Origin of the sequence: Pseudomonas sp. B33.4 (assembly GCF_034555375.1) — a bacterium.
Classification (GTDB): Bacteria; Pseudomonadota; Gammaproteobacteria; order Pseudomonadales; family Pseudomonadaceae; genus Aquipseudomonas.
This window is the reverse complement of sequence record NZ_CP140706.1, coordinates 5,709,666-5,736,026: the sequence shown is the minus strand read 5'-3', so window position 1 is coordinate 5,736,026 and position 26,361 is coordinate 5,709,666. Positions and strand designations below refer to the sequence as shown.

Sequence of the window (26,361 nt, the reverse complement as noted above, 5' to 3'; positions counted from 1 at the left end):
ACGTGATTCAAAGAACCCGGCATTATAGGGAACAAGCCCTCAGGTTCCTACCGCTGCGCGTCCAGTGGCTATGCTATAGTTTGCGCCCTCATTTTTATCCCCGATGTTATCCCCCCGCCATGACCAAACGCGAAGCTCCAATCTATAAGGTGATTTTCCTCAACCAGGGCCAGGTGTTCGAAATGTACGCCAAGCAGATCTATCAAAGTGATCTGTGGGGCTTTCTGGAAGTGGAAGAGTTCGTCTTTGGCGAGCGCACGCAAGTGGTCGTCGACCCGAGCGAAGAAAAGCTCAAGGCGCAGTTCGAAGGCGTGGTGCGCAGTTTCGTGCCGATGCATTCGATCGTGCGCATCGACGAAGTGGAACGTCTGGGCACCCCGAAAATCAGCGAAGCCCGTGGCGCGGTCGGCAATGTCATGCCGTTTCCGGTGCCGATGCCTGAGAAGTAAGCCTTAAAACCGAGTCGCCTCATTCGCGAGCAAGTCGAATCGTCGCACCGTCGCTCCCACAGGGGATCTTCTGAACACTGGAAATCTACTGTGGGAGCGAGCTTGCTCGCGAAGGGGCCGGAAAGGGCGGCGCAAAAATCAGGGCAGGGGCGAGAACGGTGTACGCCCATCGGCGCTCTGCAATTCCATCAGGTATTTACGGAAAATTTGCCCGAGCACCTGCGTGGCGGTCTCGAGGTCTTCGCGGGACATCTTTTCGGAAACTTCGTCGGCCGTGTCCAGCGCATCTTCAGCGCCGTTGACCGCAGCCATCTTCAAAACGATGTACGCCTGAATATTGTTGGCCTGCACGCCTTCACCGTGGAAGAACATGGTGCCCAGTTTGAATTGCGCCTGAGCGTGGCCTTGCAACGAGGCTTTTTCGAAATAGCTCAGGGCTTGATTGAGGTCGCGCGGCGCATTCTTGCCGTCGTAGTAGAACTCACCCAACTCGTATTGCGCTTGCGCATCCCCTTCGTCCGCCGCTTTCTGGCAGGCGGCCAGTGCCTGCGTGACGTCTTGCGGCTGAGTATTGAGGGTGCAACGACCCATCGCCGGGATCAACAACGAGTTGCCGCCTGCTTGTGCATGCGCGAGCAGGGGCTGAAGGAGCAACAGGCAGCCCAAGGCAAGGGTGCGGCCGGTGCGGTTCATGGGAATCGACTTACCTCTGAAGGGCACGCGGACCCATCGAGGGATCCAATAAGCGCGCATTATGAAATAAGCAGGGCCAACCTTACAAAGTCTTTACTCGTTTTTCTGCTGCACGGGGAATATATCGCCCACTTTATGGGAGATTTTTAGCAGGAGCGTTGGAAAAACGGCTTGGATGTAGGTAAACGCTGACGCTGGCGATAGCCAACGTCAGCGGTACAGGGATTACTTCAGTGCAGCGAAGGCGCGCTCGGCAGCGTCCAGTGTCAGTTTCAGCTCGGCTTCGCCATGAGCGATCGAGGTGAAACCGGCTTCGAAGGCGCTTGGTGCCAGGTACACGCCACCTTCCAGCATCAGGTGGAAGAAGCGCCCGAACAGCGCAGCGTCGCTGGCCATCACGTCTTCAAAGGTGACGATGTCGTCGGCGCCGCTGAAGTACAGGCCGAACATGCCGCCGGCCTGGGTGGTCACGAACGGAATGCCAGCGGCGTCGGCGCGTTGTTGCAGGCCGTCGAGCAGGCGCGTGGTGTAGTCGGTCAGCTCGGCGTGGAAACCCGGACGGCTGATCAAGCGCAGCGTGGTCAAACCAGCGGCCATGGCCAGCGGGTTACCCGACAGCGTGCCGGCCTGGTACACCGGGCCCAGCGGTGCGATGCGCTGCATGATTTCGCGCTTGCCGCCGAAGCAGCCGACCGGCATGCCGCCGCCGATGATCTTGCCGAAGGTGGTCAGGTCAGGATTGACCCCGTAGTACGCCTGAGCACCGCCGAGGGCGACGCGGAAACCGGTCATCACCTCGTCGAAAATCAGCACCACGCCATGCTTGTCGCACAGCGAACGCAGGCCTTCGAGGAAGCCCGGCGCCGGTGGTACGCAGTTCATGTTGCCGGCCACCGGCTCAACGATGATGCACGCCACTTCCTCGCCAACTTCAGCGAGCATCTTTTCCACAGCGTCGATGTCGTTGAACGGCAGGGTCAGGGTGTGTTTGGCGAACGCTGCCGGCACACCGGCCGAACTCGGTACGCCTTGGGTCAGTGCGCCGGAACCGGCCTTGACCAGCAGGCTGTCGGAGTGGCCGTGGTAGCAGCCTTCGAACTTGATGATGCTGTCGCGACCGGTGTAGCCACGGGCCAGACGGATCGCGCTCATGGTCGCTTCGGTGCCGGAGCTGACCATGCGCACCATGTCCATCGACGGCACCAGCGAGCAGACCAGATCGGCCATCTCGGTTTCCATCGCGGTCGGCGCGCCGTACGACAAGCCGTGTTGCAGTTGATTGCGCACTGCGTCCAGCACGTCCGGGTGGCTGTGGCCGAGGATCATCGGGCCCCACGAACCGACGTAATCGACATAACGCTTGTCGTCTTCGTCGGTAACGTAAGCACCTTCAGCGTGCTTGAAGAACAGCGGCGTGCCGCCAACGCTCTTGAACGCGCGCACTGGCGAGTTCACGCCACCGGGAATGTGTTTCTGAGCATTGGCAAACAGGGTTTCGGAACGAGACATGATCGGGCTCTCAATCTTCAGGATTTGAACAATTCATTGAACGCGCGGGCGCGGCGGGTCACTTCGGCGGTGCTCTCGGCACCAAACAGACCGTGGACCACAGCGAGCAGGTCGACCCCGTGGGCCACCAGCGGCGCGGCGTTTTCGAGGGTGATGCCGCCAATCGCGCAGACCGGCAGGTGCAGCGTGCGTTTGGCTTCGTCGAGCAGATCGAGGCTGCAGGTCGGTGCGCCGGGCTTGGTGTTGGAATTGAAGAAGCGACCGAAGGCGACATAGCTCGCGCCTTCTTTGGCCGCTTGTTCGGCCAGCGCGATTTGCGCGTGGCAGGTTGACCCGATAATCGCTTTCGACCCGAGCAGGGCACGGGTCGGCGACAGCGGGCCGTCGGTCTGACCGAGGTGCACGCCGACGTTGAGGCGCGCGGCCAGTTCGGCGTCATCGTTGATGATCAGTTGCGTCTTGTAGCGCTCGCACAGATCGCGCAACGCTTCGGCCTCGCGCAAACGGCGGGCCTCGTCGCTGCTCTTGTCGCGGTATTGCAGCAGGGTGACGCCGCCTTCCAGCGCCGCCTCCACATAAGACAGAAACTTGCCCGCCAGCAATTGGCTGTCGGTAATGGCATACAGGCCACGTAGTTTCATCGGGCAGACCTCACGACGTTACGAGCAGAAATCCAGCGGCAGGCGACGCGGGACGAACTGGCCTTTGCCCAGTTGTTCGGCATCGCGCAGGGTGCGCCAGGTGTAATCCAGTGCGCTGCGCACGGCGCTGGCGAGGTGTTCGCCCTGCGCCAGACGACCGGCCAAAGCGCTGGCCAGTGTGCAACCGGAGCCGTGATAGCTGCCCGGCAGGCGCTGACAGATAAAGGTTTCGCGCAGGCCGTCGCGGCTGTACACGCGGTTGTGGATTTCAGTTTCGTCGCCATGGCCGCCGGTGATCAGCAGGTTTTTGACGAACGGCAGGAGTTTTTCAGCGCATTCGTCCGCGGTGCCTTCAGGCAGTTCGGCGAGGATGCGGGCTTCAGGAAGGTTGGGGGTGGCAATGATCGACAGCGGCAGCAGACGCTCGCGCATCGCATAGCCGACCTCGTCCTTGCCCAGGCGTCCGCCGCCACCGGCGCGCAGCACCGGGTCGCAGACCACCGGCAAGTGCGGGTGCGCGGAAAGCAGTTCGACAACGGTGTCGACCATTTCCAGCGAACCGAGCATGCCCAGTTTGACTGCAGCGACTTCGGAGTCGTTGAGCACGGCATTGGCCTGGGCCAGTACCCACTCACGGTCGAGGACGCGGAAGTCAGTGACATTGACGGTGTCTTGCACGGTCAGGGCGGTGACGGCCGGAGCCGCATGGCAACCCTGCGCGAGCAGGGCTTCGATATCTGCCTGCAAGCCGGCGCCACCACTTGGGTCGTGGCCGGAGAGACAGAGGACAACGGGGCGGGAGCTGTAGATATTCATGGTGCGCGAGCTTACCACCAAAGCTGATTTTCGGGTTCAGTGCCGTTATGCCTGGCCGATAACCTGGCAAGAGAATCCGACCGGACTGTCACAACCTGACCAACTCAACAGCTCTAGCTCGCTGCTTTGCTCTGGAACGCCCGTTCTAGAGCCTTTGTAGGAAAAATTTCAATGGTGCTCAATGGCCATCAGCGGCTATGCTAGTCTGGATCCAAACCAATAACAGGTAATACCGGTTTTACGTCTACTCAAAGGGAATGGGGGGCTTCCTGACACAACCGGACGAGCCACGCTGGGGCTTCAATGCGCTATTTGCTGATGTTGCTGTTCTGCTTGCCCCTCCTGGCGAGCGCCGTCGAATTCGACGAATTTACCCAGAGCCTGCCTCTGGGCCGGTCGCTGCAAGTGCTCGAAGACCCGAGCGGTCAGGCGAGCATTGCCGATGTTCGTGCGCAGGCTGCCGCCGGCAATTTCAAACCTCACGATAAAGCCACGCTCAATGCCGGTTACTCGCGCTCGGCGTTCTGGCTGAAGATCGATCTGCATTACCGCCCGAGCAATCCGGCCGCCCAGCGCACCTGGCTGCTGGAACTGGCGTATCCACCGCTCGATCATCTCGACCTCTATATGCCTGACGCCAGTGGCGACTACCGCCTCGTCCGCCAGACCGGTGATGCCTGGCCGTTCGCCAGCCGCGAGATCCGCCAGAACAACTATTTGTTCGACCTGCCATTCAAACCGGATCAACAGCAAACCGTGTACTTGCGACTGGCCAGTGAGGGCTCGATCCAGGCACCGGTGACGTTGTGGTCGAGCACGGCATACCTCGAAGACCAACCGGTGCGCCTGTATGTGCTCGGGATCATTTATGGCGTGTTGCTGGGGATGCTGGTCTACAACCTGTTCATCTACCTCAGCGTGCGCGACACCAGCTACCTCTATTACATCTTCTACATTGCCTCGTTCGGCCTCTATCAACTGTCGGTGAACGGTGCCGCGGTCGAATACTTCTGGCCGGACAACCCATGGTGGGCCAACGCCGCGACGCCATTCTTCATTGGCTGCGCCGGCCTGTTCGGCAGCCAGTTCGCCCGAAGTTTCCTGCAGACCAACAACCACAGCCGTGGGCTTGATCGTGTGCTGAGCGGATTGATCGCGTTCAGTGCGGTAGTCATTGGGCTTTCGCTGATGACCAGTTACGCCCTGGCCCTGCGCCTGGCGACGACGCTGGCGCTGACCTTCACCGTGGTGATTTTCGCCGCCGGGATTCTGGCCTGGTGGCGCGGCCTGCGCGTGGCGCGCTATTTCATCATTGCGTGGTCGGCGTTTCTGCTCGGTGGCATCGTCAACACGCTGATGGTGCTGGGCCTGCTGCCGAACGTGTTTCTGACCATGTACGCCAGCCAGATCGGTTCGGCCATCGAAGTGGCGCTGCTGTCGCTCGCGCTGGCCGACCGCATCAACGCCATGCGCGAGCAACAGGCGCAGACCCTATACGACGCCGGGCAGAAACTCGAAGTGCTCAACCAGCAACTGGCCCACAGCAACAAGCTCAAGGATGAGTTTTTGGCGACCCTGACCCACGAACTGCGCACGCCGATGAACGGTGTGATCGGTTCGCTGGAGCTGATGCAAACCGTCGAGCTGGATCCGGAACTTGAGCAATACCAGCAGACCGCTGCCGGCTCCGCGCGGGACATGATGCGCATGGTCAACGGCATCCTCACCCTTACCGAATTGCAGGCCGGCAAGCTCAAGGCTGCGTCGGGCAGTTTTAGCCTGCGCGCAGTGGTCGAGGCGTTGCGGGTGCAGTTCGACGGCAATGCGTCGAGCAAGTCGCTGGACTTCAAGGTCGAGGTACTGCCAACCCTGCCGGATCGCCTGCACGGCGACAGCGCCAAACTCGCGCAATGCCTGGAGTGCCTGCTGGATAACGCGATCAAGTTCACCCGTGTCGGCGGGCTGGCGCTGCGAGTCACCGGCAAGCCGTCGACGGGCAATCGTCTGGCGCTGTCGTTTGCGGTGATCGACACCGGTATCGGTTTCACCGATCTGGGCGAAGCAACGATGTATCAGCGTTTTTTCCAGCTCGACGGCTCGATGACCCGCGAATATGGCGGTCTGGGCGTCGGCCTGGCGATTTGCCGACAGTTGGTCGAGTTGCTCGGTGGCAAGCTCACTCATCGCTCGGAGCCCGGGCGTGGCAGCCGCTTCCAACTGGACGTCGAGTTCGAACTGCCAGAGGTCGAATCTGCGCCGATCTGCGCGCCTTCGCGCGATTGCGTGCGGGCGCCGCAGGATTGCACGGTGTTGCTGGTGGACGACAACAGCGTTAACCAACTGGTGATGCGCGGCATGTTGCTCAAGCTCGGTTTTCGCGTGCGTAGCGCCGACAACGGCGCGGCGGCACTGGATTGCCTGCAGCGTGAAACCTTCGACGCCGTGTTGATCGATTGCCAGCTACCCGCTCACGATGGCGCATCGTTGTGCTGCCAGATTCATGCGTTACCGGGCTGCACGAATCTGCCGGTGTTCATGTTGGCGTTGACCGCTGACCGGGAGCTTTGCGCCACAGGGGCGCCGATCGATTACTTGAACAAACCGGTGAAATTCGAAGATTTGCAGTCCGCGCTTGAGCGCCGGGTCCTGTGCTGCTGATAGGGTAAAAGCGCCGCAAATTCGGCTGGTATGACACTTTGACCCGTCGCGGTGCGGTGCTTAACTGAGTTCCTTGGTTGCCCAAAGGAGCCCCCTCATGAACCTGCATCAGTTCGCCGAAACTCACGAAGTCACCAACCAGCCGCCATCGCTGGACGGCACCAACCTGTACCGCATCGACCTGCCTTTGCAGGAGTGGTCGCGGCGCTTTGGAGCCGGGTGGGCCGTGTCGCGGATCGATGCTTACGGCGCGCTCGCTGGCGGGCCGCTGATGGAAGCGGGGTTTCTCGCCAACCAGAACAAACCGGTATTTGCCAGCCACGACCGCTACGGTCATCGCATCGACCTGGTGGAATTTCATCCGGCCTATCATGAGTTGATGCGCACGGCGATCGAACACGGTCTGACGTCGATGCCGTGGACCCATCCGCAGGACGGCGCCCACGTCGCCCGCGCGTCCATGAGTTATCTGCACAGTCAGGCCGAGGCGGGCAGCGGATGTCCGTTGACCATGACCTTCGCCAGCGTGCCAGCCCTGCGTTTGCAGCCGAATCTGGCCGAGCAATGGCTGCCGAAAGTTCTCGCTACCAAATACGACCCGCGCAACGTCGGCATGGCGCACAAGGCTGGCGTGACCATCGGCATGGCCATGACCGAAAAACAGGGCGGCACCGACGTGCGCGCCAACACCACCAAGGCTTACCCGGTCGGCGCCAGTGGCCCGGGGCAGGCTTATGAATTGGTCGGGCACAAGTGGTTCTGCTCGGCGCCAATGTGTGATGCATTCCTCACACTGGCGCAGACCGACAAGGGTTTGAGCTGTTTCCTGCTGCCGCGTCATCGCCCGGACGACACGCGTAATCAGTTCTACATCCAGCGCCTGAAAAACAAACTCGGCAACCAGTCCAATGCCTCCAGCGAAGTGGAATTCCGTGGCGCGCTGGCGTGGATGGTCGGCGAAGAAGGGCGCGGCGTACCGACCATTATCGAAATGGTCGCCATGACCCGTTTCGATTGCATGGTCGGTTCCAGCGCGTTGATGCGCCAGGCGCTGACCCAGGCCAGTCATCACTGCGCGCACCGCAAGGTCGGCGGCAAACTGCTCAGCGAACAGCCATTGATGCAGAACGTCCTGGCCGATCTGGCCCTGGAAAGCGAAGCCGCACTGGCGCTGAGCTTGCGCATGGGCAAGGCGCTGGATCATCTGGACGATCGCCACGAAGCGCAATTCGCGCGGCTGGTGACAGCGGTGGGCAAGTATTGGATCTGCAAACGTGCGCCGGGGATGATCAACGAAGCGGCGGAGTGCATGGGCGGCGCCGGGTACGTCGAAGAGAGCATCCTGCCGCGTCTGTACCGCGAGGCGCCGGTGAACTCGACGTGGGAAGGCTCGGGGAATGTGCAGTGCCTCGACGTGCTTCGCGCGTTATCGAAAGAGCCGGGTGTGCTGGATGTGTTGTTCAGCGAGCTTGGTGATGGGCATGGCGACAAGCGTCTGGCTGCGCATATTCAGCAGTTGCAGGCGCAGTTCAAGGACACCAGCGACATTCAGTATCGGGCGCGGCAGTTGACTGAAGATATCGCGCTCGGTTTGCAGGCCAAGCTGTTGCTGGAGGCGGGTAACTCGGTAGTCAGCGATGCGTTCATTGCCAGCCGACTGAGCGGTGGCGGCCGGGTTTACGGCGCCTTGCCGCGTGGGCTGGACGTCGAAGCCATCGTCGTCCGCGCAACGCCACAGATTCTCTGACCCACACAAATCCCTTGTAGGAGTGAGCCTGCTCGCGATAGCGGTGTATCAGTCAATGCAAATGTCGACAGGTAGACCGCTATCGCGAGCAGGCTCACTCCTACAGGGATCGGGTATGCCTGACATATTGTGCGGTTGCCAACATTCCACTGTTCCCGTGACGCGACGATGCAGGCAAGATGAAGCTCTGCAAGTCAGAACACAGGAAGCTGATCGTGACCGAAGCGTTTATTGTCGTTCAAACCGCCGAACAAGCCGTGGACCGTCTGGCCGAGCTGCATGAGCGGGCCACCACTGCGCTGAACTCGGCGCTCAAGCGTTACCTCAAGGATCGCGTCGAACCCGACGCTGCGCAGCGTGCCCTGTTTCGTTATCCCGAACTGCGTCTGACCTACCATTGCCAGGGCGAAGTCCCGCAAACCACCCGCGCTTACGCCAAAGTGCAGTTGCCGGGGACCTACAGCGTCACCGTCACCCACCCGGCGGCGTTTCGCAAATACCTGCTCGAACAACTGACGCCATTGATGCACGACTTCACCGTGACCGTGGAAGTCGGCGTCAGCCAACAAAACATTCCGTATCCGTATGTGGTCGAGCAGGGCGATGAACTGGCCGGCTCCGGCGTCACCGCTGCCGTGCTGGCGCGGGTGTTCCCGAGTACCGACCTGTCCGCCGCCACCGATGGCATCGCCGACGGTCTCTACGACTGGGAAAACACCGATCCGCTGCCGCTGGCGCTGTTCGACGCCGCGCGCGTGGATTTCTCGCTGCGCCGTCTGGTGCACTACACCGGCAGCGACTGGCGCCATGTGCAGCCGTGGATTCTGCTGACCAACTATCACCGCTACGTCGACCAGTTCATCGTCCACGGGCTGGAGCAATTGCGCAGCGATCCGCGGTTCGTGCGCATGGTTCTGCCGGGCAATGTGATCATCGAAAAGAGCATGGATCACGGCGAAGCCTCGGCGATTGCTGCCGGTGTGGTCTGGCACCGTTACCAGATGCCGGCCTATCACCTGATCGCCAACGATGGCCACGGCGTGACGCTGGTCAATATCGGTGTCGGCCCGTCCAACGCCAAGAACATCACTGACCACCTCGCGGTGCTGCGTCCGCATTGTTGGCTGATGATCGGCCACTGCGGCGGTTTGCGTCAGTCGCAGACCATCGGCGACTACGTGCTGGCGCACGCTTACATGCGTCGCGACGGCATTCTCGACCGTGTGGTACCGCCGAATATCCCGATCCCGGCACTGGCCGAAGTGCAAATGGCGCTGCAACAGGCGGCGGCCAATGTCACCGGCGAGAAGGGCGACGACCTGAAAAAACGCTTGCGCACTGGCACTGTGCTGACTTACGACGACCGTAACTGGGAATTGCGCTGGGCGCAGGAGCGGCCGTTGATCAACCTGTCTCGCGCTGTCGCCGTGGACATGGAAAGCGGCACGATTGCCGCGCAGGGTTACCGTTTGCGAGTGCCGTACGGCACGTTGCTCTGCGTATCCGACAAGCCGCTGCACAGCGAAATCAAGCTGCCGGGTTCGGCCAACGCCTTCTATGAGCGCGCGGTCAGTCAGCACTTGAAGATCGGCATCGAAGCGGTCGACCTGCTGCGCACCGAACTCAACTCGCTGCACTCGCGCAAACTGCGCAGCTTCGACGAACCGCCGTTCCGTTAACGGTTAGTCGTGGTCATTTGGCGGTCAGGGCACTAGCATTAGCAGCCCTGACCGTTAGATGTTCTTTTCGCCATGTCCCGTCCTCCGCGTCCCCCTTCTCGCCGTCCTGGTGCGAAGCCTCAGTCTTCTTCGCCGCGCCGTGTTGCCAAGGCACCTCCGGCCGAGCCGAAACTGATCCTGTTCAATAAACCGTTCGATGTGCTGACGCAATTCAGTGATGGCGAAGGGCGGGCGACGCTCAAGGATTTTATCGATGTGCCCGGGATTTACCCGGCCGGACGCCTTGATCGCGACAGCGAAGGGTTGCTGCTGCTGACCAACGACGGGCAGTTGCAGGCGCGCATCGCCGATCCGAAACACAAACTGGCGAAGACTTATTGGGTGCAGGTCGAAGGCGTGCCGACGGCCGAGCAGTTGCAGCGCTTGCGTGATGGCGTCGAATTGAATGACGGCATGACTTTGCCTGCCGAAGCGCGGCAGTTGGACGAGCCTGAGTTGTGGCCGCGCAATCCGCCGGTGCGCTTTCGCGTGACCGTGCCAACCTCGTGGCTGGAGCTGGTGATTCGCGAAGGGCGCAACCGTCAGGTACGGCGCATGACCGCAGCGGTCGGGCTGCCGACGCTGCGGCTGGTGCGGGTGAGGATTGGTGACTGGACGATCGAAGGGCTTGATCAGGGCCAGTGGAAGGAAGTGCCGGCGCGCTTATAGAGCGCCGGATTCGATCAGGCCGATCACCACACTCTTGATGATGAACGCGGCCACGCCCAGGCCCAGCACGAAAAACAGAATGAACGAGCCAAAGCGCCCGGCCTTGGACTTCTTCGCCAGATCCCAGACGATGAAACCCATGAAAATGATCAGGATGCTGACCAGGCCGGTCATCATCCACTCTTCTAATAATGCTGGATCCATTGGGGTTCTCCGGCGCGCACGGGAAAAAAGGGCGCGGCGAGTATACGTCAAGGTGTGTGGGGTGGCGTTGATCTGGGTCTGATCCGGAACTGTTGCCCTCACCCTAACCCTCTCCCGGAGGGAGAGGGGACTGACCGAGGTGTCTGGCGTCATACATCGACCTGAAAGATCGAGTCGATTATGGATTCACAGCAGAACGCTCAGGTCGGCGTACTTCTTCAGCATCTCACGGTCGGCCCCCTCTCCCTCCGGGAGAGGGCTGGGGTGGGGGGCTTTTGATCAGTTGCGCAGGTGGGTCAAGGGCAGTTCAGTGCTGTTGAGCACCTGATTCAGCACAAAACTCGACCGCACACTGGTCACCCCTTCAATCCGGGTGAGGTGGCCCAGCAACAGTTTCTGATAGTGATCCATATCCGGCACCACCACTTTCAACTGGTAATCCGCATCCACGCCCGTCACCAGACTGCACTCAAGCACCTGCGGCAGCGTACGAATCGCCGCTTCGAAATTCTCGAAACGCTCCGGCGTGTGCCGGTCCATGCCGATCAGCACATAAGCCGTCAGGCTCAGCCCGAGCATCTTGCGATCGAGCAATGCCACCTGACGCGAAATATAGCCATCGTCTTCCAGCTGCTTGACCCGGCGCGAGCAAGGGGAGGGCGACAGACCGATGCGCTCGGCCAGCTCCTGGTTGGAGATGCGGGCGTCGCGCTGCAATTCCGCCAAAATGCTCAGGTCGTAACGGTCGAGTTTGCTCATCAATCTGTCCTTGGTTGTAACTATTGCGGCGGATTATCTATCCAGGGTTAAAAATTGCGCAAGTGGTGTTTATTTCAGCAATCTTCGCAATCCTCTGTCGCGGCCTCAGGCCTATTCTTATCACCAGAATCACTGCTCGGTAACACAGTCCACGCGGCCCGCCCTATCCGGCCTGCCGCGGCCGCCACCCCCACCGGGGTTGTGCCGGCCCCCGAGCTGCACACTGTCCAGAAGACGGCGTGAGGTGAGCCGACGTCAAAAGCGTCGAGCCAGGACGAAGTTCTCTAAAGGGAGGCCGACGGGTCTCCCTTTTTTCTTGCCTGCGATTTCATGTCGGGCGCTCAATAAATAAGTTGCGCGACTGATAACCTGTTGCAGAACCGGATGTTCCCGACCCGGTCTTAGTTACAGGCCGCCCTTAATTACAGGCCTCAGTGAGGAAAAGCATGAATTCGCGCATCTGGCGTCTGGCCAGTGTTGGTTTGCTCTGTGTGAGTGTCAGTGTGCAAACGCTCGCCGACGAGCCGCAGAATCGTGGGCCGGATGGCGGTGGTCACGGTCAGGATCATCAAGGTAACAATCAGGGCCATGGCGGCAACAATCAGCCGCGTCCGCAGAACAATCCATCGCAGAATCAGCCGCAACAGAATCAGCAGCGCCTGCAGAACAACGAGATCATTCGTGGCGACAACAGCCGCCAGTTCGAGCATAACGGCCAGCCGCACAACAATAATGGCCAGTGGCAAAACCACGACCAGAACCGACCGGCGTACAACCCCAACCCGGTGCGTCAGCCGCCACCGCCGCCACAAATGCCGGCCAACAGCCTGCCAATCCAGCCACGGCCCGATACCGTGCGCCAGACCCAGGAACCGCGTCAGGGCTACTACCGCGACGAGCGTCCGCAAAACGGCTACAACAACCAGCATTGGCAGACCAACAACCGGCCCAATGACAATCGCTGGCCGGGCCGTCCCGACGGGCATGGCAACGGTTGGGGCCCGGGCCCGCAATACCGGCCGGGGCATGTGATCGACCGCTTCCCGGATCGCGATTATCGCGTGCCGTATCGTGGCCAGGATTACTTCTTCTCCGGCGGCTACTGGTATCGCCCGCAAGGCCCGCGCTACATCGTCGTGCAGCCGCCGCGCGGGATCCGCATTCAGTATTTGCCGGATTACGCCCGTGAAGTGTGGATCGGTGGTTCGCTGCTGTTCCTCGCCGCCGGTTCTTACTACGCGTATCAGGAAGCGACTCAGGATTACGTAGTCGTCGAGCCGCCCGCGCAACAACAGTCACAGCCACAACCGCAATCCCAGGGCTATGACGTCGAAGCCTATCCGGCCAACGGCCAGTCGCCGGAGCAAGTGCAGCAGGACGGTTACCAGTGTTATCAGTACGCCGTGCAGCAAAGCGGTTTCGACCCGCGCACCGCGACTTATCAACCGGCGCCCGAAGTGGTTCAGGCGTACCGTCAGGCTCAGGGCAATTGCCTGAGCAGTCGCGGTTATCAGGTCAGATAGAAGCAGCTGCGAGCTGCAAGTTTCGAGCTACAAGCTTGAAGCTTGCGGCTCGCGACTTGTAGCTGCTTTTATCGGGTCGGCGTGCACCAGCACTTCGGCTCGCGGGTAGGCTTTGTGGATGGCATCGGCGGCTTGATCGCTGATGCCGTGCGCCACTGACAAGGTCAATTCTCCCGGCAATTCCAGGTGCAACTGCACGAACCAGTGGTTGCCGGAAATCCGCGTGCGCAAGTCATGCGCGCCCAACACCCCCGGCACACTGCAGGCCAGTTCGAGCATGTGCTGACTGACGTCCGTCGGCAGTTCTTCATCCATCAACACCGAAAAACTTTCCCGGGCGATCTGGATTGCGCTCCACAGAATGTACGCGGCGATCCCCAGACCGAACCACGCATCGAGTTGGTCAAAGCCGAATCCGGCGAGGATCAGCGCAATCAGAATGCTGCCGTTGAGCAACATGTCCGAGCGATAGTGCAGCGAGTCCGCGCGCACGGCGTTGGAGCCGGTCTGCTTGATCACCCGATGCTGCAACACCAGCAGCGCCGCCGTCAGCAGCAGCGAAAACACGATCACGCCGATGCTCAGCCACGGCGCCCCGAGCGGCTGCGGATCGTGCAATCGCTCGTACGCCTGAAACGCGATCAACAGCGCACTGCCACCAATGAACAACGCCTGCGCCATGCCCGCCAGCGATTCCGCCTTGCCGTGGCCATAACGGTGATCGTCATCCGCCGGGCGCAGCGCGTAATGCACCGCCAGCAGATTGAGCATCGAGGTGATGCCATCCAGCGCCGAGTCTGTCAGGCCGGCGAGCATGCTCACCGAACCGCTCAGCCACCAGGCGATGGCTTTGGCAACGATCAGCGTGCAGGCGACCGCCACCGAGGCGCGGGTCGCCAGCCTTAGCAGGCGAGCGTGTTCGGGGCTGGAGGTCATTTAACTTCCTTTTTAAGCGGCGGGTTGCAGGCCGAACATGGCCAGTTGTTGCGTGCTGCCCTTGTGTTGAATCAGGCGTGGATCATCCAATGGGAAGTCCCGGCCCAGTTCGCTCTCGAGAATAGCCTGCAACTTGTGATTATCGACCTGACCGTCCGGGCCGATGGCTTGCTTGAGTTTGGCCGGGTCGATCTGCGCGGTGTGGCCCGGTTCGAAATAGATCGCACCGGTGGCGAAGTCGACGGCAAACGCGATCAGCCCGGGGATGATGTAGAACAGCAGGCCCACGGCGTCGAGCACGGCAATCGCCGGGTCGACCTTGCCGTCGATCTGACCGCGACGATCCGGGTAGAAAATCGAACCGCACGCGGTGATTTGCGTGAGCAGGGTGGCGACCAGTACACCGCCGATCAGGCGAAAAGGTAAGCGCATGGGAAATCTCCTGAGTCATTTGAAAACGAAGCGTAGTCGTCTGGAATTAAGACCCTGACGAACGCCCGGCAGTTCGCCGTTATACTCGCCGCTGGCAGGGCGTGCCCACAGTAAATTGCGGCCTCGTCTCACCCCTACCGAAATATGTGAGGATTGAAGTTGTTTTCTCCAGATCGACACCGCGTGAAGGCTAATGAATCCTGTCGGGGGTCGGCCCTCCGGGCTAAAGCTGTGAGCGCACCATGCTGCGTTGCGGGACTTGACAAGGAAACGACCCTTACCTGCGTCCCGCGCCTTGCCTGGCACGCTCACAGCTTTAACGCGACTCGCAATTTACTGTGGGCACGCCCTGGGGAGCCAGCATGAATTCTTTGCCGATCGATGAAGTTTTACCCGCCCTGCGTGAAGCCTTGGCGACTCGCCACGAAGCCGTGCTCGAAGCACCGCCCGGCGCCGGTAAAACCACTCGCGTGCCGTTGGCGTTGCTCAATGAAGCGTGGCTGGCCGGGCAGACCATTCTGATGCTCGAACCGCGCCGTCTCGCCGCGCGTGCAGCCGCAGAACGGCTGGCCAGCGAGTTGGGGGAGAAGGTCGGTGAAACCGTTGGTTATCGCATTCGTCTCGACAGCAAGGTCGGCCCCAATACGCGTATCGAAGTGGTCACCGAAGGCATTCTCACCCGGCGTTTGCAGGACGACCCGGCGCTGGAAGGCGTGGGTCTGCTGATCTTCGACGAATTCCACGAACGCAGCCTCGACGCGGATCTGGCGTTGGCCCTAAGTCTGAATGGTCGCGAGCTGTTTCGAGCTGAACAGCCGCTGAAGATTTTGCTGATGTCGGCGACGCTAGAAGGTGAACGTCTGGCCGGGTTACTCGACGACGCGCCGATCCTGCGCAGCGAAGGCCGCATGTATCCGGTGACGATGCGCTGGGGCCGGCCGTTTCAGCCCGGCGAATACATCGATCAGCGTGTCACGCAAACCGTGCTCGAAGCGCTGCACGATGAAACCGGCAGTGTCTTGGTCTTTCTGCCGGGGCAGGCGGAAATCCGTCGTGTGCATCAACAACTGGTCGACGCCATTGGTGAGCGCAGCGACGTGTTGCTGTGCCCGTTGCACGGTGAACTCGATCTCAATGCCCAGCGTGCTGCAATTGATCCGGCGCCGCCCGGCCAGCGCAAAGTGGTGCTGGCGACCAACATCGCCGAAACCAGTCTGACCATCAACGGCGTGCGCGTGGTGATCGATGCCGGGCTGGCGCGGGTGCCGCGATTCGATCCCGGCAGCGGCATGACGCGCCTCGATACCCAGCGCATTTCCAAGGCCAGCGCCACTCAGCGCGCGGGCCGCGCCGGGCGACTGGAACCGGGTGTTTGTTATCGCTTGTGGTCGCAGGATCAACACGAACAGCTCGCGGCTTACGGCAGTGCGGAAATTCTCTCGGCGGATCTCGCCAGCCTCGCTCTGCAATTGGGGCGCTGGGGCGTGACGCCGGGCGAACTGGTTTGGCTCGATGTTCCGCCGGCGGCGGCTTATGCCCAGGCGCAGGACTTGTTGCAGCGACTTGGCGCGCTGGAAGGCGAAGCGCTGACGACTCACGGTCAGGCCATGGCCGAGTTACCGGCGCATCCACGCATCGGCCATTTGCTGTTGCGCGGGCAGGCGTTGGGGCTGGCGAACATGGCGTGCGACGTTGCCGCGTTGCTCGGCGAGCGCGATATCTTGCGCGGCGCCGGCGCGGATTTGCACAGTCGGCTGGTGCTGCTGTCCGGCGAAGAGCGCGCCGCCCGTGGTGCGCAGGGCGGTGTGCAGCGCGCTAAGCAACTGGCTCGGCAATATCGCGGTTATCTGCGCGGCAAGGCCAGCGCGCCGGTCAGCGATCCCGATCATCCGCGCTGGCTCGGTGCCTTGCTGGCGCTGGCGTATCCCGATCGCGTTGCGCAACAGCGGCGAGTCGGTGGCGCTGAATATCGTCTGGCCAACGGTCGCGCGGCGCTGTTCGCCGAAGCCGACAGCCTGATGAAAGAGCCGTGGATCGTCATCGCCGACCTCGGCAGCCGTCAGGGCCAGCGCGAAGAACGGATTTATCTGGCGGCGGATTTCGATCCGGCGCTGTTCGATTCGGTGCTCGCCGAACAGGTGCGCAATGTCGATCAACTCGATTGGGATGAACGCGAAGGTGTGCTCCGCGCCGAGCGTCAGCGCAAGGTTGGCGAGCTGATTCTCAGCCGTGAACCGCTGACCGGTCTTGATGAAAATGCGCGCAGTCAGGCGCTGGTCAATCTGGTGCGGCGCAAAGGTCTGGAGCTGCTGCCGTGGACGCCGGAATTGCGTCAGTGGCAGGCGCGGGTGGCGTTATTGCGGCAGTTGGAATTGAACACTCAGGATGACAGTCAGTGGCCGGATGTCAGTGACGTGACGTTACTGAGCACTCTCGAAGATTGGCTGATGCCGTATCTGGGCAAGGTTTCAAGACTCAGTCATTTTGCCAATCTCGATCTGTCGAGCATCGTGCGTAACTTGCTGCCATGGCCATTGCCGCAAAAGCTCGATGAGCTGGCGCCACATCATCTGATCGTGCCGTCGGGGTCATCGATTCGTCTGGACTACAGCGAGTTTCCACCGATTCTCGCGGTGCGTTTGCAGGAGCTGTTCGGGTTGGCCGATACGCCACGGATCGCCGGCGGCCGGCAGGTGGTCAAGTTGCATCTGCTGTCGCCGGCGCGGCGCCCGGTGCAGGTGACGCAGGATCTGGCCAACTTCTGGCGCAGCACCTATGCCGAGGTGAAGAAGGATTTAAAGGGGCGGTACCCGAAGCATTACTGGCCGGATGATCCGTTGGTGGCTGAGGCTACTGCGCGGGCGAAGCCGCGCGGCACTTAGTCCGTATGGCATTGAAAATACGCTGCCCATAAAGGCCAACGGCCAGGCCCAGCACGATCAGGACCACTGCGAAAACTTTGCTCGCCGGCACGCTTTCGTGAAAGATCACCACCGAACCCAGCATGCCGAAGATCGGTACCAGCAACGACAGCGGCGCGACGGTCGACACCGGATAAGTCTTGAGCAACGAGTTCCAGATCCAGTAGGCGAAGAGTGTATTGGGGTAAACCTGAAACAGGATCGACAGCACGGCGGTCCTATCAACCTGATTGACGAACGTGGCGTAGCCGGCGCTGCCGTTAACCGCATAGTCGATGGCGAACAGCGGGATGGGTGCGAATGCGCTCGACCAGACGAGGAAAGCAAAAACCTCCTGGGTGCGGGCCTTTTTGTTGATGATGTTGGCGATGCTCCACGACGCTGCACCTGACAGCACCAGCAGCACGCCGGACAGACTCACCGAGCCGTCGCTGATCAGGATGATGCACAGCAAACCGCCCAGGGCGATCAGCATGCCCAACACCTGAAAACGCGTCAGCGCTTCCTTGAACACCCAACCACCTAGAAGGAGGGTGAAGAAGGCGCTGAATTGCAGAACCAGCGAAGCAATCCCCGCCGACAGTCCGGCCTTGATGCCGAGGTTGACGATGCCCCACAGACCGATGCCGAACACCAGCCCGTAACCGATGATGTAGCGCCAAGGCACATTCGGTTTACGGATGAAGAAGATTGCCGGTAACGCACACAGACTGAAGCGAATCCCTGCGAGGATGAACGGATCTACGGTGGTCAGTCCCAGCTTGATCACCGAGAAATTGACGCCCCAGATTGCCGTAATCAGTACAGCCAATATGACGTGCAGTGGTCTCATGAATGATTTGCCTTGATAGCGGTGGGTGAACAGCGGGCCAGCAGATCTGGCGATGTCGGCTGATGGCCAACTCTTGCTGGTGACGATGGAATAGTTATCGAGCGCTCAGCGTCAGGTACATCCAGTAGAGCAGCGCAATGCCACTGAAGGCTGCACCCAATATGCAAACGGCCACCCAGCCCCAGTGCGCATAGGTGTAAGTCGCTGCAATTGCACCAGCGCCACTGCCCACCGAGTAGAAACACATATAGGCGCCCACCAGTCGGCTTTGCGCATCGGGTCGCGCGGCAAAAATCAGGCTCTGGTTGGTCACGTGTACCGCTTGCACGGCGAAGTCCAGCAGCACCACCCCGACCACCATGGCGAGCAACGAGCTTTCAACAAATGCAGTCGGCAACCAGGACAGGGTCAACAGTGCCAGGGCAATGCCGGTGGTGCGATTGCCCAGCCCCTGATCGGCCAGTCGTCCGGCGCGTGCCGCCGCCAGTGCACCCGCCACGCCGGCCAGACCGAACAGACCGATCTGCGTGTGTGACAGGGACAAGGGCGGCGCACTGAGTGGCAACACCATGGCGGTCCATAACACGCTGAAGGCGGCGAAAATCAGCAGAGCAAACGTGCCGCGGACGCGCAGCGTGGGTTCGCTGAGATATAACTCGAACACCGAGCCGAGCAGGCGCCAGTAACTGCCTTTGGTGGGCGGCGGGGTCGAGGCCGGCATGGTGCGATACAGCACCAGCGCCATGCCGACCATCAAGGCCGCTGACACGAAGTAGACGCCGCGCCAGCCCGCGAGGTCTGCCACTGCCCCAGAAACGAAGCGCGCGAGCAGAATGCCCAGCACCACACCGCTGGTCACGGTGCCGATGGCCTGACCTCGCTGATCCGGACTGGCGAGGGTAGCGGTGTAGGCGACCACCACTTGCACCACAACCGCCATCAAACCGACCAGCACCATCGCGCCGAGCAGCATGCCCCAGTCCTGAGCCAGCCCGACCGCACACAGCGCCACGGCACTCAGCAACATCTGCGTGAGGATCAAACCTTTTCGGTTGAGCAAGTCGCCCAGCGGCACGATAAACAGCAGACCTACTGCGTAACCCGCCTGAGTCGCTGTGACGACGATACCAATCGTGCTTGGAGCGACCGACAGACTGGCGGCCATCGACTCCAGCAGCGGTTGGGCGAAGTAGACATTGGCCACGGCCATGGCGCAGGTAATGGCAAAGAGAAATGTCTGGTAACGACTTAAACCGCCACGGTCTGGCCTCTGTAAGGGAGCGCGTGCAGCGGCTCCGGCGCCCGTGTTTTCTGCATCGACGTCCATCTTCGAAGGCTTTTGAGGGTTCAGCGACATCATTCCATCCTTGGGAATAGCTGGTTTCTATTGAAAACCGATTCGTTGATTTTTAACAAGGCTGGTTTTAATCTACAACTAGTTTTTCAAAATACTTTTGTCTGACGTTAGAACTCTTTTCCAACGCACTTCCCTCAAATTGGAGAAACATGGCCAGACAGCAGCTACTCGCACAAAGCGAATGTCCTGTGGCCCGCACGCTTGAGGCTATTGGCGATCGCTGGGTGTTGATGATCATCCGGGACGCGTTTGATGATGTGCGTCGCTTCAGTGAATTCCAGAAGCGTCTGGGCCTGGCGAAGAACATCCTCACGGTGAAACTCAAGAGGCTGGTCGAGCTGGGTGTATTCGATCTCCAGCCAGCGTCCGACGGCACGGCCTACAAGGAATACGTGCTGACCGAGATGGGGCGTGCGGTCTTTCCCATCGTGATCAGCATGCGCCAGTGGGGGGAGCGTTACCTGTTCAGCAAGGGCGAGAGCTATTCAGTGCTTCTGGACAATGAGCACGCGGAGCCGGTTGAGACCATTGCTGTGCGTTCCGGCGCGGGTAAGGTGCTGAGCCCGGCGGATTGCCACCGTCGCGTCGTCAAGCGCCGCAGTTGAAGTCTGTCCGGGCTTGTGGCTTCAGTCAGCGGTTTTGGCTGTCAGGTATTCGCGGCAATAATCGGCGAACAACTGCGCCGGTTTGGTCAGCTGCCCGCGCTTGAGCCACGCCGCCACCAGGCCTGAGCCGGTGACGTCCTCGACGATGTCCACGCAAACGACTTTCTTGCCGTCGTAAGTGCATTCCGAATGCGGCTTGGTCACCAGAATCGAGAAGCCGAAACCCTGGCCGACCATTCCGCGCACCATCTCGATCGACGGAGAGCTGAACTCGATGCGCGGGGTCAGCCCCAGTTCTTCAAACAGGCTGACGAAATATGTCCGGCTCGGCTGCACATCAAGCAAGATCATCGGGTCCAGACAGAGATCGCGCAGCGACACTTGCTTGTACTGGGCAAAGCGATGATCCGCCGGCAACAACGCATATGGCCGTTGCGCGGGCATCAGCGGTTCGGTCTGAATGGTCGCGTCGAGTTCGTGTTCGTAAAGAATCACCAGATCGAACGCACCCGACGTCAGGCCCTGCACCAGCTCCTGTTGTTCTCCGTCGCGGATGCGGATTTTCACTCCCGGATACAACGCAGAGAATCCGGCAATCAATTGCGGCAGATACAACGGAGCGACGGTTTCAAAGCAGCCGATGTCGATCTGTCCTGAAACCACATCGTTGTCGGCCAGAGCGTTCTGCTCGAACTCCTTGGCCATGCGCAATAGTTCTTGAGCCTTGCGAAAGAACCGCGCACCGCTTGGGGTCAGCGACACACCTTGGGCGTGGTGACGGATCAGCAGTTGCACGCCGAAGCTGTCTTCCAAGCCTTTGATCGCGGTGGAAATCGCCGGCTGCGCGATGTACAGCTTGCGCGAGGCCTCGGCAACGCTGCCGCATTCGACGGTGGTGATGAAGTATTTCAGCTGACGCAAATTGTAGGCGGCCACGGCAAACCTCAGGACGAGCGGACTCGACTTCCAAGCAATTTGTGCGCCGCCACGTCCGTTGCGCGACGATGTTGTTATCCCTCAACCATAGCCACCTGCGCGGGGTTTGGGGAAAGTCGTTGCCCAGTGTTTTTATTGCCTGCGAAGACATTTTTACTATTTTTAGCCCGTGCGGGCCTGAGCGACCATCGAGGCACAATAACGTCTCAGGAGCATCCGTCGTGTTCGAGCTTGCAGAGTGGCAGCGCCGCGCCGTTGCATTGAAGTTTCCCGATCAGGCCGTGATCGACGGCAAGCATTGCGCGGCGATATCGGGGCAGACTTTTGCCGCGATCAACCCGGCGACCGGGCAATGTCTGGCCAACGTCGCTGCGTGCGGCGAGGCTGATGTCGACGCGGCGGTGCGCAATGCACGACAGGTTTTTGAGGCCGGTACGTGGTCGCAACGTGCTCCGGCCGAGCGCAAACAGGTGCTGCTGCGACTGGCTGATCTACTGATGAGTCATCGCGAAGAACTGGCGTTGCTCGACTCGCTGAACATGGGCAAACCGGTGATGGACGCCTACAACATCGACGTGCCAGGAGCCGCCGGGGTGTTCCGTTGGTACGCCGAAGCCATCGACAAACTCTACGATCAGGTCGCCCCCAGTGCGCCGAATGTGCTGGCGACCATCACCCGCGAAGCGCTCGGCGTTGTCGCGGCGGTGGTGCCATGGAATTTCCCGTTGGACATGGCCGCGTGGAAACTCGCGCCGGCGTTGGCGGCGGGTAATTCAGTGATTCTCAAACCGGCCGAGCAGTCACCGTTTTCGGCGTTGCGTCTGGCCGAGCTGGCGCTGGAAGCGGGGCTGCCGCCGGGTGTGCTGAACGTCTTGCCGGGGCTTGGCGAGCAGACTGGCAAGGCGTTGGGGGTGCACGCGGATGTCGATTGTCTGGTGTTCACCGGCTCGACTCAGGTCGGCAAATATTTCATGCAGTATTCCGCGCAATCGAACCTCAAACAGGTGTGGCTGGAGTGCGGCGGCAAGAGCGCCAATCTGGTGTTCGCCGATTGTCAGGATCTCGATCTGGCGGCGGAAAAAGCCGCGTTCGGGATCTTCTTCAATCAGGGCGAGGTCTGCTCGGCCAACTCGCGCTTGCTGGTGGAGCGCTCGATTCATGATGCGTTTGTCGAACGCTTGAAAGCACAGGCAGAGCGTTGGTTGCCGGGGGATCCGCTGGATCCGCAGAGCAGCGCCGGGGCGATTGTCGATGACAAGCAGACGGCGGGCATCATGCGCTTCATTCGTCATGCCGAGCAGTCGGGAGCGACCCGGGTTTGTGGAGGGCAGCAGCGGCGTTTCAACGGGTCGGATAATTTTATTGAACCGACGATTTTTACCGGTGTGACCGCTGACATGCCGCTGTTTCGCGAAGAGGTATTTGGGCCCGTGCTGGCGGTCGTGCCATTCGACAGTGAAGAGGAAGCGGTGCGGTTGGCAAACGACAGTGTCTACGGGCTGGCGGCGTCGCTGTGGACTGATGACCTGAACCGCGCCCATCGCGTGGCGCGTCGTTTGCGCGCGGGCACGGTGTCGGTCAACACGGTGGATGCGCTGGATGTGACGGTGCCGTTTGGCGGCGGCAAGCAGTCCGGTTTTGGCCGTGATCTGTCGCTGCATTCGTTCGATAAATACACCCAGCTGAAAACCACCTGGTTCCAGTTGCGCTGAGACCGACTCGCCCCCTTCGCGAGCAGGCTCGCTCCCACACTGGATCTATGTCACACCGAAGATCCCCTGTAGGAGTGAGCCTGCTCGCGATAGCCGTCTGTCAGTTAATACATCTGTGTCTGACACACCGCCATCGCGAGCAGGCTCACTCCTACAGTTTTCAGCGGTGTTCACAAAATCCAGGGTTCGCTCGAGATCCCTGTGGGAGCTGGCTTGCCAGCGATGGCATTCTCCCAGCCACAGAAAATCCCCGATCTGCACCCACCTCGCGCACCCCTGCAATCCTCGCCCTTTAGCAGTGCGCACTAGCCAGTTTTTTCATCATTTGCAGCCAACAATTTCCTGATTTTCCTCACCGCGCACATGGGCCACCATCGATCTTGCCCGCCAGCCGAATGTTGTCCGCCCAAGCGTCCGCGAGAGACCAACGGCAGCAACTGCACAACGGCCGGCGACCGTACTGCCCATGACAAAACTAAATCAACAGCGTCGGGAGTGCTCCATGATCAAATCCTTGTGTATTCGTCTCACTCAGCCTCTGGCCATCACTGCGCTGGCTGCCGCGGTCGCGACCAGCGCTCAGGCCGGCACCCTGTCCATCGGCCACACCACGTGGGTCGGCTATGGCACCCTCTATCTGGCTCAGGATCTGGGCTACTTCAAGGAAAACGGCCTGACCGTCGAATTGCCGGTGGTCGAAGAAGCCTCGATGTACATGGCCGCTCAAGCATCGGGGCAATTGTCCGGCTCGGCCTCGACCATCGATGAAGTGCTCAAGTACCGTCCGCAGTTCTGCTTCAAAGCGGTCGCGGCGCTGGACGACAGCCATGGCGGCGACGGCGTGCTGGTCGGCAAGGATGTGAAGAGCTTGCAGGAGCTCAAGGGCAAATCCGTGGCGGTCAACGAGGGTTCGACTTCACAGTTCTGGCTCTCGTACCTGCTGAAAAAGAACGGTATGAAGATGAGCGACATCACCGTGCAGAACATGACCGCTGACGATGCCGCGACCGCGTTCATCGCCGGTCGCGTGCCCGCCGCCGTGACCTGGGAACCGCATCTGTCGATGGTCCGCGACAAGCAGCAAGGCAAAGTGTTGATCGACAGCAGCAGCACCCCTGGGGTGATCGTCGATGTGGTCGCGCTCAATTGCAGCGTCATCGAGAAGCAGCCGGAAGACGTCAAGGCGCTGGTCGCCGGTTTGTACAAAGCCGTGCAGTACACCAAGGATCATCCGGAAGACGCTTACAAAATCATGGCCAAAGGCGTCGGCGGTTACCTGTCCGATCCGAAGGAGCTGGCTGCCGCCGCACAAGGCGTGCGTTTCTATGATCAGGCCATGAGCGAGAAACTTTTGGGTTCGCCGGGCAAACCGGGCGACAGCGCGCCGCTGATCAAACTGGCCAACGAAACCGCCAGCGAATTGCAGGGCAAACCGTACAACGTCAGCAACGACGAGCTGGTCGACAACCGTTTCGTCAGCCCGCTCTAGGAGGTCTGCAATGTTCAAGCGCAATTCGTGGCTGAGCCGCAGCCTCACGCCGAAAACCGCTTTGCCAGTACCAGTGGTGTGGAGCGCCAGCGGTCTGGCCTGGGTATTGTTGGTCGGCCTGTGGGCTGGCTTGTCTTACGGCGGCATCGTGCCGGGCATGTTCCTGCCGACACCGGGCGCGGTGGTTGAAGCTGCCGTGCGCCTGAGCCGCGACGGCACCCTCGGCACGCATGTCTGGGCGAGTGTCGAAGTGGTGATGGTCGGCTTTATTGTGTCGTCGCTGGTGGCGGTGCCGTTGGGGTTGCTGATGGGCAGCTTCCGCATCGTTCAGGCGTTCCTTGAACCGCTGGTGAATTTCATTCGTTATCTGCCGGTGACCTCGTTTGTGCCGCTGTTCATCCTGTGGATCGGTATCGGTCTGGAGCAGCGCGTGTCGGTGATTATCTTCGGCGTGTTCTTTCAGCAACTGGTGATGATCGCCGACGTGTCGAAAGGCATCTCCAAGGATCTGATCAACGCCTCTTACACCTTGGGGTCCAATCGCCGCGATGCGGTGTTGCACGTGATCGCGCCGGCTTCGGTGCCGGGCGTGCTCGACACCTTGCGCGTGACCATGGGCTGGGCCTGGACCTATCTGGTGGTGGCCGAACTGGTCGCCGCGTCCAGCGGTTTGGGTTACCTGAGCCTGAAGGCCATGCGTGGTTTTCAGGTCGACGTGATTTTCCTCGCCATCGCGATCATCGGCCTGTTGGGCCTGGTCACCGATCAACTGTTCCGCTTTCTTCGCTTGAGGGTTGCCGCATGGGCTCAGTGACTGCTGCCAATCATCGATTCATCGAACCTGTTGCGACCCCGGCGCAAGCGGCTCCACGCTTGCAGGTGGACAAGGTCAGCCTGCGTTACAAGAAGCCCGACGGCGGCACGTTTACCGCGCTGGAGGAGGTGTCGTTCGAGGTGCCGGATCAACAGTTTGCCGTGCTGGTCGGACCTTCGGGTTGCGGCAAGTCGAGTTTGCTGTATCTGACTGCGGGGCTGGCTGAGCCGACATCCGGCGAAATTTATGTCGGCGGCCAGCAAGTGCAAGGGCCTGGCGCGGATCGCGGTATGGTCTTTCAGAGCTACACATTATTCCCGTGGCTGACGGTACGCCAGAACGTCGAGTTCGGTCTCAAGCGCCGTGGCATGCCGGCGGCGCGGCGCAAGGAAATCGTCGATTATTACGTCAACGAAGTCGGCCTCGCCGGGTTCGCCGACAACTACGCCAAGCAGCTGTCGGGCGGGATGATGCAGCGCGTGGCAATTGCCCGGGCACTGGCCAATGATCCACAGATTCTGCTGATGGACGAACCGTTCGGCGCGCTCGACAGCCAGACACGGCTGCAGATGCAACAGTTGTTGCTGCGGGTCTGGGGCAACAGCAAGAAGACTGTGTTGTTCGTCACCCATGACATCGACGAAGCGATTCTGCTCGGCGACCGGGTTTATGTGATGGGCGCCAAACCGGGACGGATCAAGCAGATTCTCGACGTGCCGATCGAACGCCCGCGTTCACTGGACATGGTCATGGAGCGCTCGTTCATCGACATGAAACGGCAGATCTTCGGGCTGTTGCATGACGACCTGGAAGAGGTGCATTGATCCAACTGTCGCAAGACCTAGCCATTGTGGGAGCGAGCCTGCTCGCGAAGACGTAGTGTCAGTCGATAAACAAGGTGCCTGACACACCGCTTTCGCGAGCAGGCTCGCTCCCACAGG

Annotated in this window: 23 protein-coding genes; 12 read left to right on the top strand and 11 right to left on the bottom strand. The window is 60.7% G+C overall.

Translation table 11 applies throughout. The features are described 5' to 3' along the window. Positions 1–119 precede the first annotated feature (119 nt). Positions 120–449 (top strand): DUF1820 family protein, encoded by a 330-nt coding sequence (locus U6037_RS25360; RefSeq protein WP_077045543.1) that lies wholly within the window; start codon positions 120–122, stop codon positions 447–449. 138 nt (positions 450–587) lie between these two features. Here the strand turns inward: U6037_RS25360 and U6037_RS25355 are convergent, their stop codons facing one another. The 4 genes from U6037_RS25355 to U6037_RS25340 form a co-directional block, all read right to left on the bottom strand. Further along, positions 588–1,142, bottom strand: a complete 555-nt coding sequence (locus U6037_RS25355; protein WP_003228518.1) for a tetratricopeptide repeat protein — start codon at positions 1,140–1,142, stop codon at positions 588–590. Positions 1,143–1,367: 225 nt separating this feature from the next. After that, entirely contained in the window at positions 1,368–2,651 is a 1,284-nt protein-coding gene (gene hemL, locus U6037_RS25350) for a glutamate-1-semialdehyde 2,1-aminomutase (RefSeq protein WP_108226241.1), read from the bottom strand. Positions 2,652–2,668: 17 nt separating this feature from the next. Beyond that, a complete protein-coding gene (gene thiE, locus U6037_RS25345) occupies positions 2,669–3,292 on the bottom strand; it encodes a thiamine phosphate synthase (protein ID WP_322844915.1) in 624 nt (207 codons plus the stop codon). An 18-nt stretch (positions 3,293–3,310) separates the two neighbouring features. Beyond that, positions 3,311–4,108, bottom strand: a complete 798-nt coding sequence (locus tag U6037_RS25340; protein ID WP_007909650.1) for a hydroxymethylpyrimidine/phosphomethylpyrimidine kinase — start codon at positions 4,106–4,108, stop codon at positions 3,311–3,313. Between the two features lie 303 nt (positions 4,109–4,411). On the opposite strand from U6037_RS25340, the gene U6037_RS25335 reads away from it, so the two are divergent. The 4 genes from U6037_RS25335 (at position 4,412) to U6037_RS25320 (ending at position 10,900) form a co-directional block, all read left to right on the top strand. Next, positions 4,412–6,766, top strand: a complete 2,355-nt coding sequence (locus tag U6037_RS25335; RefSeq protein WP_322844914.1) for a 7TM diverse intracellular signaling domain-containing protein — start codon at positions 4,412–4,414, stop codon at positions 6,764–6,766. A gap of 97 nt (positions 6,767–6,863) precedes the next feature. Further along, positions 6,864–8,513, top strand: a complete 1,650-nt coding sequence (locus U6037_RS25330) for an acyl-CoA dehydrogenase family protein (RefSeq protein ID WP_322844913.1) — start codon at positions 6,864–6,866, stop codon at positions 8,511–8,513. A 179-nt stretch (positions 8,514–8,692) separates the two neighbouring features. After that, positions 8,693–10,192 carry an AMP nucleosidase gene (gene amn, locus U6037_RS25325; protein WP_322844912.1) on the top strand — a complete coding sequence of 500 codons (1,500 nt, stop codon included), beginning with the start codon at positions 8,693–8,695 and terminating at the stop codon, positions 10,190–10,192. Between the two features lie 72 nt (positions 10,193–10,264). Then, the gene (locus U6037_RS25320; protein ID WP_322844911.1) at positions 10,265–10,900 is read left to right on the top strand and encodes a pseudouridine synthase; all 636 of its coding nucleotides are present in this window, start codon (positions 10,265–10,267) and stop codon (positions 10,898–10,900) included. On the opposite strand, the gene U6037_RS25315 is transcribed toward U6037_RS25320, so the two are convergent. After that, the gene (locus tag U6037_RS25315) at positions 10,895–11,104 is read right to left on the bottom strand and encodes a DUF2788 domain-containing protein (protein WP_007909655.1); all 210 of its coding nucleotides are present in this window, start codon (positions 11,102–11,104) and stop codon (positions 10,895–10,897) included. The genes U6037_RS25320 and U6037_RS25315 overlap by 6 nt on opposite strands. 279 nt (positions 11,105–11,383) lie before the next feature. Then, positions 11,384–11,863, bottom strand: coding sequence for an Lrp/AsnC family transcriptional regulator (locus U6037_RS25310; RefSeq protein ID WP_008081091.1), 480 nt, complete (start codon positions 11,861–11,863; stop codon positions 11,384–11,386). A 446-nt stretch (positions 11,864–12,309) separates the two neighbouring features. Here U6037_RS25310 and U6037_RS25305 point away from each other — a divergent pair, with 446 nt between their 5' ends. After that, positions 12,310–13,386 carry a DUF6515 family protein gene (locus U6037_RS25305; protein ID WP_322844910.1) on the top strand — a complete coding sequence of 359 codons (1,077 nt, stop codon included), beginning with the start codon at positions 12,310–12,312 and terminating at the stop codon, positions 13,384–13,386. Between the two features lie 27 nt (positions 13,387–13,413). Here U6037_RS25305 and U6037_RS25300 read toward each other — a convergent pair whose 3' ends face one another. Both U6037_RS25300 and U6037_RS25295 read right to left on the bottom strand, forming a co-directional pair. Further along, positions 13,414–14,322 (bottom strand): cation diffusion facilitator family transporter, encoded by a 909-nt coding sequence (locus U6037_RS25300; RefSeq protein ID WP_322844909.1) that lies wholly within the window; start codon positions 14,320–14,322, stop codon positions 13,414–13,416. 12 nt (positions 14,323–14,334) lie between these two features. Beyond that, positions 14,335–14,754 carry a hypothetical protein gene (locus U6037_RS25295; protein ID WP_034153788.1) on the bottom strand — a complete coding sequence of 140 codons (420 nt, stop codon included), beginning with the start codon at positions 14,752–14,754 and terminating at the stop codon, positions 14,335–14,337. A gap of 362 nt (positions 14,755–15,116) precedes the next feature. Here U6037_RS25295 and hrpB point away from each other — a divergent pair, with 362 nt between their 5' ends. After that, on the top strand, positions 15,117–17,636 hold the full coding sequence (hrpB, locus tag U6037_RS25290) for an ATP-dependent helicase HrpB (protein WP_322844908.1): 2,520 nt from the start codon (positions 15,117–15,119) through the stop codon (positions 17,634–17,636). Here the strand turns inward: hrpB and U6037_RS25285 are convergent. Then, positions 17,605–18,507, bottom strand: a complete 903-nt coding sequence (locus U6037_RS25285) for an EamA family transporter (protein WP_322844907.1) — start codon at positions 18,505–18,507, stop codon at positions 17,605–17,607. The two genes, hrpB and U6037_RS25285, sit on opposite strands and share 32 nt — an antisense overlap. 94 nt (positions 18,508–18,601) lie before the next feature. Beyond that, positions 18,602–19,864 (bottom strand): MFS transporter, encoded by a 1,263-nt coding sequence (locus U6037_RS25280; protein ID WP_322844906.1) that lies wholly within the window; start codon positions 19,862–19,864, stop codon positions 18,602–18,604. A gap of 149 nt (positions 19,865–20,013) precedes the next feature. Between U6037_RS25280 and U6037_RS25275 the strand changes: the two genes are divergently transcribed. Then, positions 20,014–20,469, top strand: a complete 456-nt coding sequence (locus U6037_RS25275) for a winged helix-turn-helix transcriptional regulator (protein ID WP_194934886.1) — start codon at positions 20,014–20,016, stop codon at positions 20,467–20,469. A 21-nt stretch (positions 20,470–20,490) separates the two neighbouring features. On the opposite strand, the gene U6037_RS25270 is transcribed toward U6037_RS25275, so the two are convergent. Beyond that, positions 20,491–21,405, bottom strand: coding sequence for a LysR family transcriptional regulator (locus tag U6037_RS25270; RefSeq protein WP_194934885.1), 915 nt, complete (start codon positions 21,403–21,405; stop codon positions 20,491–20,493). Positions 21,406–21,626: 221 nt separating this feature from the next. Here U6037_RS25270 and U6037_RS25265 point away from each other — a divergent pair, with 221 nt between their 5' ends. The 4 genes from U6037_RS25265 (at position 21,627) to U6037_RS25250 (ending at position 26,244) form a co-directional block, all read left to right on the top strand. Continuing rightward, on the top strand, positions 21,627–23,117 hold the full coding sequence (locus tag U6037_RS25265; RefSeq protein ID WP_322844905.1) for an aldehyde dehydrogenase: 1,491 nt from the start codon (positions 21,627–21,629) through the stop codon (positions 23,115–23,117). Between the two features lie 502 nt (positions 23,118–23,619). Further along, complete coding sequence (locus tag U6037_RS25260) at positions 23,620–24,606, top strand: ABC transporter substrate-binding protein (RefSeq protein ID WP_322844904.1); 987 nt, start codon at positions 23,620–23,622, stop codon at positions 24,604–24,606. Between the two features lie 10 nt (positions 24,607–24,616). Next, on the top strand, positions 24,617–25,420 hold the full coding sequence (locus U6037_RS25255; protein WP_103303657.1) for an ABC transporter permease: 804 nt from the start codon (positions 24,617–24,619) through the stop codon (positions 25,418–25,420). Further along, positions 25,408–26,244 (top strand): ABC transporter ATP-binding protein, encoded by an 837-nt coding sequence (locus U6037_RS25250; protein WP_034153794.1) that lies wholly within the window; start codon positions 25,408–25,410, stop codon positions 26,242–26,244. The genes U6037_RS25255 and U6037_RS25250 overlap by 13 nt, the downstream gene beginning before the upstream one ends. Positions 26,245–26,361 lie beyond the last annotated feature (117 nt).

Coding starts and splice junctions, on each gene's coding strand:
- U6037_RS25360 (WP_077045543.1), top strand. CDS start 120: ATGACCAAACGCGAAGCTCCAATCTATAAGGTGATTTTCCTCAACCAG.
- U6037_RS25355 (WP_003228518.1), bottom strand. CDS start 1,142: ATGAACCGCACCGGCCGCACCCTTGCCTTGGGCTGCCTGTTGCTCCTT.
- hemL (WP_108226241.1), bottom strand. CDS start 2,651: ATGTCTCGTTCCGAAACCCTGTTTGCCAATGCTCAGAAACACATTCCC.
- thiE (WP_322844915.1), bottom strand. CDS start 3,292: ATGAAACTACGTGGCCTGTATGCCATTACCGACAGCCAATTGCTGGCG.
- U6037_RS25340 (WP_007909650.1), bottom strand. CDS start 4,108: ATGAATATCTACAGCTCCCGCCCCGTTGTCCTCTGTCTCTCCGGCCAC.
- U6037_RS25335 (WP_322844914.1), top strand. CDS start 4,412: ATGCGCTATTTGCTGATGTTGCTGTTCTGCTTGCCCCTCCTGGCGAGC.
- U6037_RS25330 (WP_322844913.1), top strand. CDS start 6,864: ATGAACCTGCATCAGTTCGCCGAAACTCACGAAGTCACCAACCAGCCG.
- amn (WP_322844912.1), top strand. CDS start 8,693: ATGAAGCTCTGCAAGTCAGAACACAGGAAGCTGATCGTGACCGAAGCG.
- U6037_RS25320 (WP_322844911.1), top strand. CDS start 10,265: ATGTCCCGTCCTCCGCGTCCCCCTTCTCGCCGTCCTGGTGCGAAGCCT.
- U6037_RS25315 (WP_007909655.1), bottom strand. CDS start 11,104: ATGGATCCAGCATTATTAGAAGAGTGGATGATGACCGGCCTGGTCAGC.
- U6037_RS25310 (WP_008081091.1), bottom strand. CDS start 11,863: ATGAGCAAACTCGACCGTTACGACCTGAGCATTTTGGCGGAATTGCAG.
- U6037_RS25305 (WP_322844910.1), top strand. CDS start 12,310: ATGAATTCGCGCATCTGGCGTCTGGCCAGTGTTGGTTTGCTCTGTGTG.
- U6037_RS25300 (WP_322844909.1), bottom strand. CDS start 14,322: ATGACCTCCAGCCCCGAACACGCTCGCCTGCTAAGGCTGGCGACCCGC.
- U6037_RS25295 (WP_034153788.1), bottom strand. CDS start 14,754: ATGCGCTTACCTTTTCGCCTGATCGGCGGTGTACTGGTCGCCACCCTG.
- hrpB (WP_322844908.1), top strand. CDS start 15,117: ATGAATTCTTTGCCGATCGATGAAGTTTTACCCGCCCTGCGTGAAGCC.
- U6037_RS25285 (WP_322844907.1), bottom strand. CDS start 18,507: ATGAGACCACTGCACGTCATATTGGCTGTACTGATTACGGCAATCTGG.
- U6037_RS25280 (WP_322844906.1), bottom strand. CDS start 19,864: ATGTCGCTGAACCCTCAAAAGCCTTCGAAGATGGACGTCGATGCAGAA.
- U6037_RS25275 (WP_194934886.1), top strand. CDS start 20,014: ATGGCCAGACAGCAGCTACTCGCACAAAGCGAATGTCCTGTGGCCCGC.
- U6037_RS25260 (WP_322844904.1), top strand. CDS start 23,620: ATGATCAAATCCTTGTGTATTCGTCTCACTCAGCCTCTGGCCATCACT.
- U6037_RS25255 (WP_103303657.1), top strand. CDS start 24,617: ATGTTCAAGCGCAATTCGTGGCTGAGCCGCAGCCTCACGCCGAAAACC.
- U6037_RS25250 (WP_034153794.1), top strand. CDS start 25,408: ATGGGCTCAGTGACTGCTGCCAATCATCGATTCATCGAACCTGTTGCG.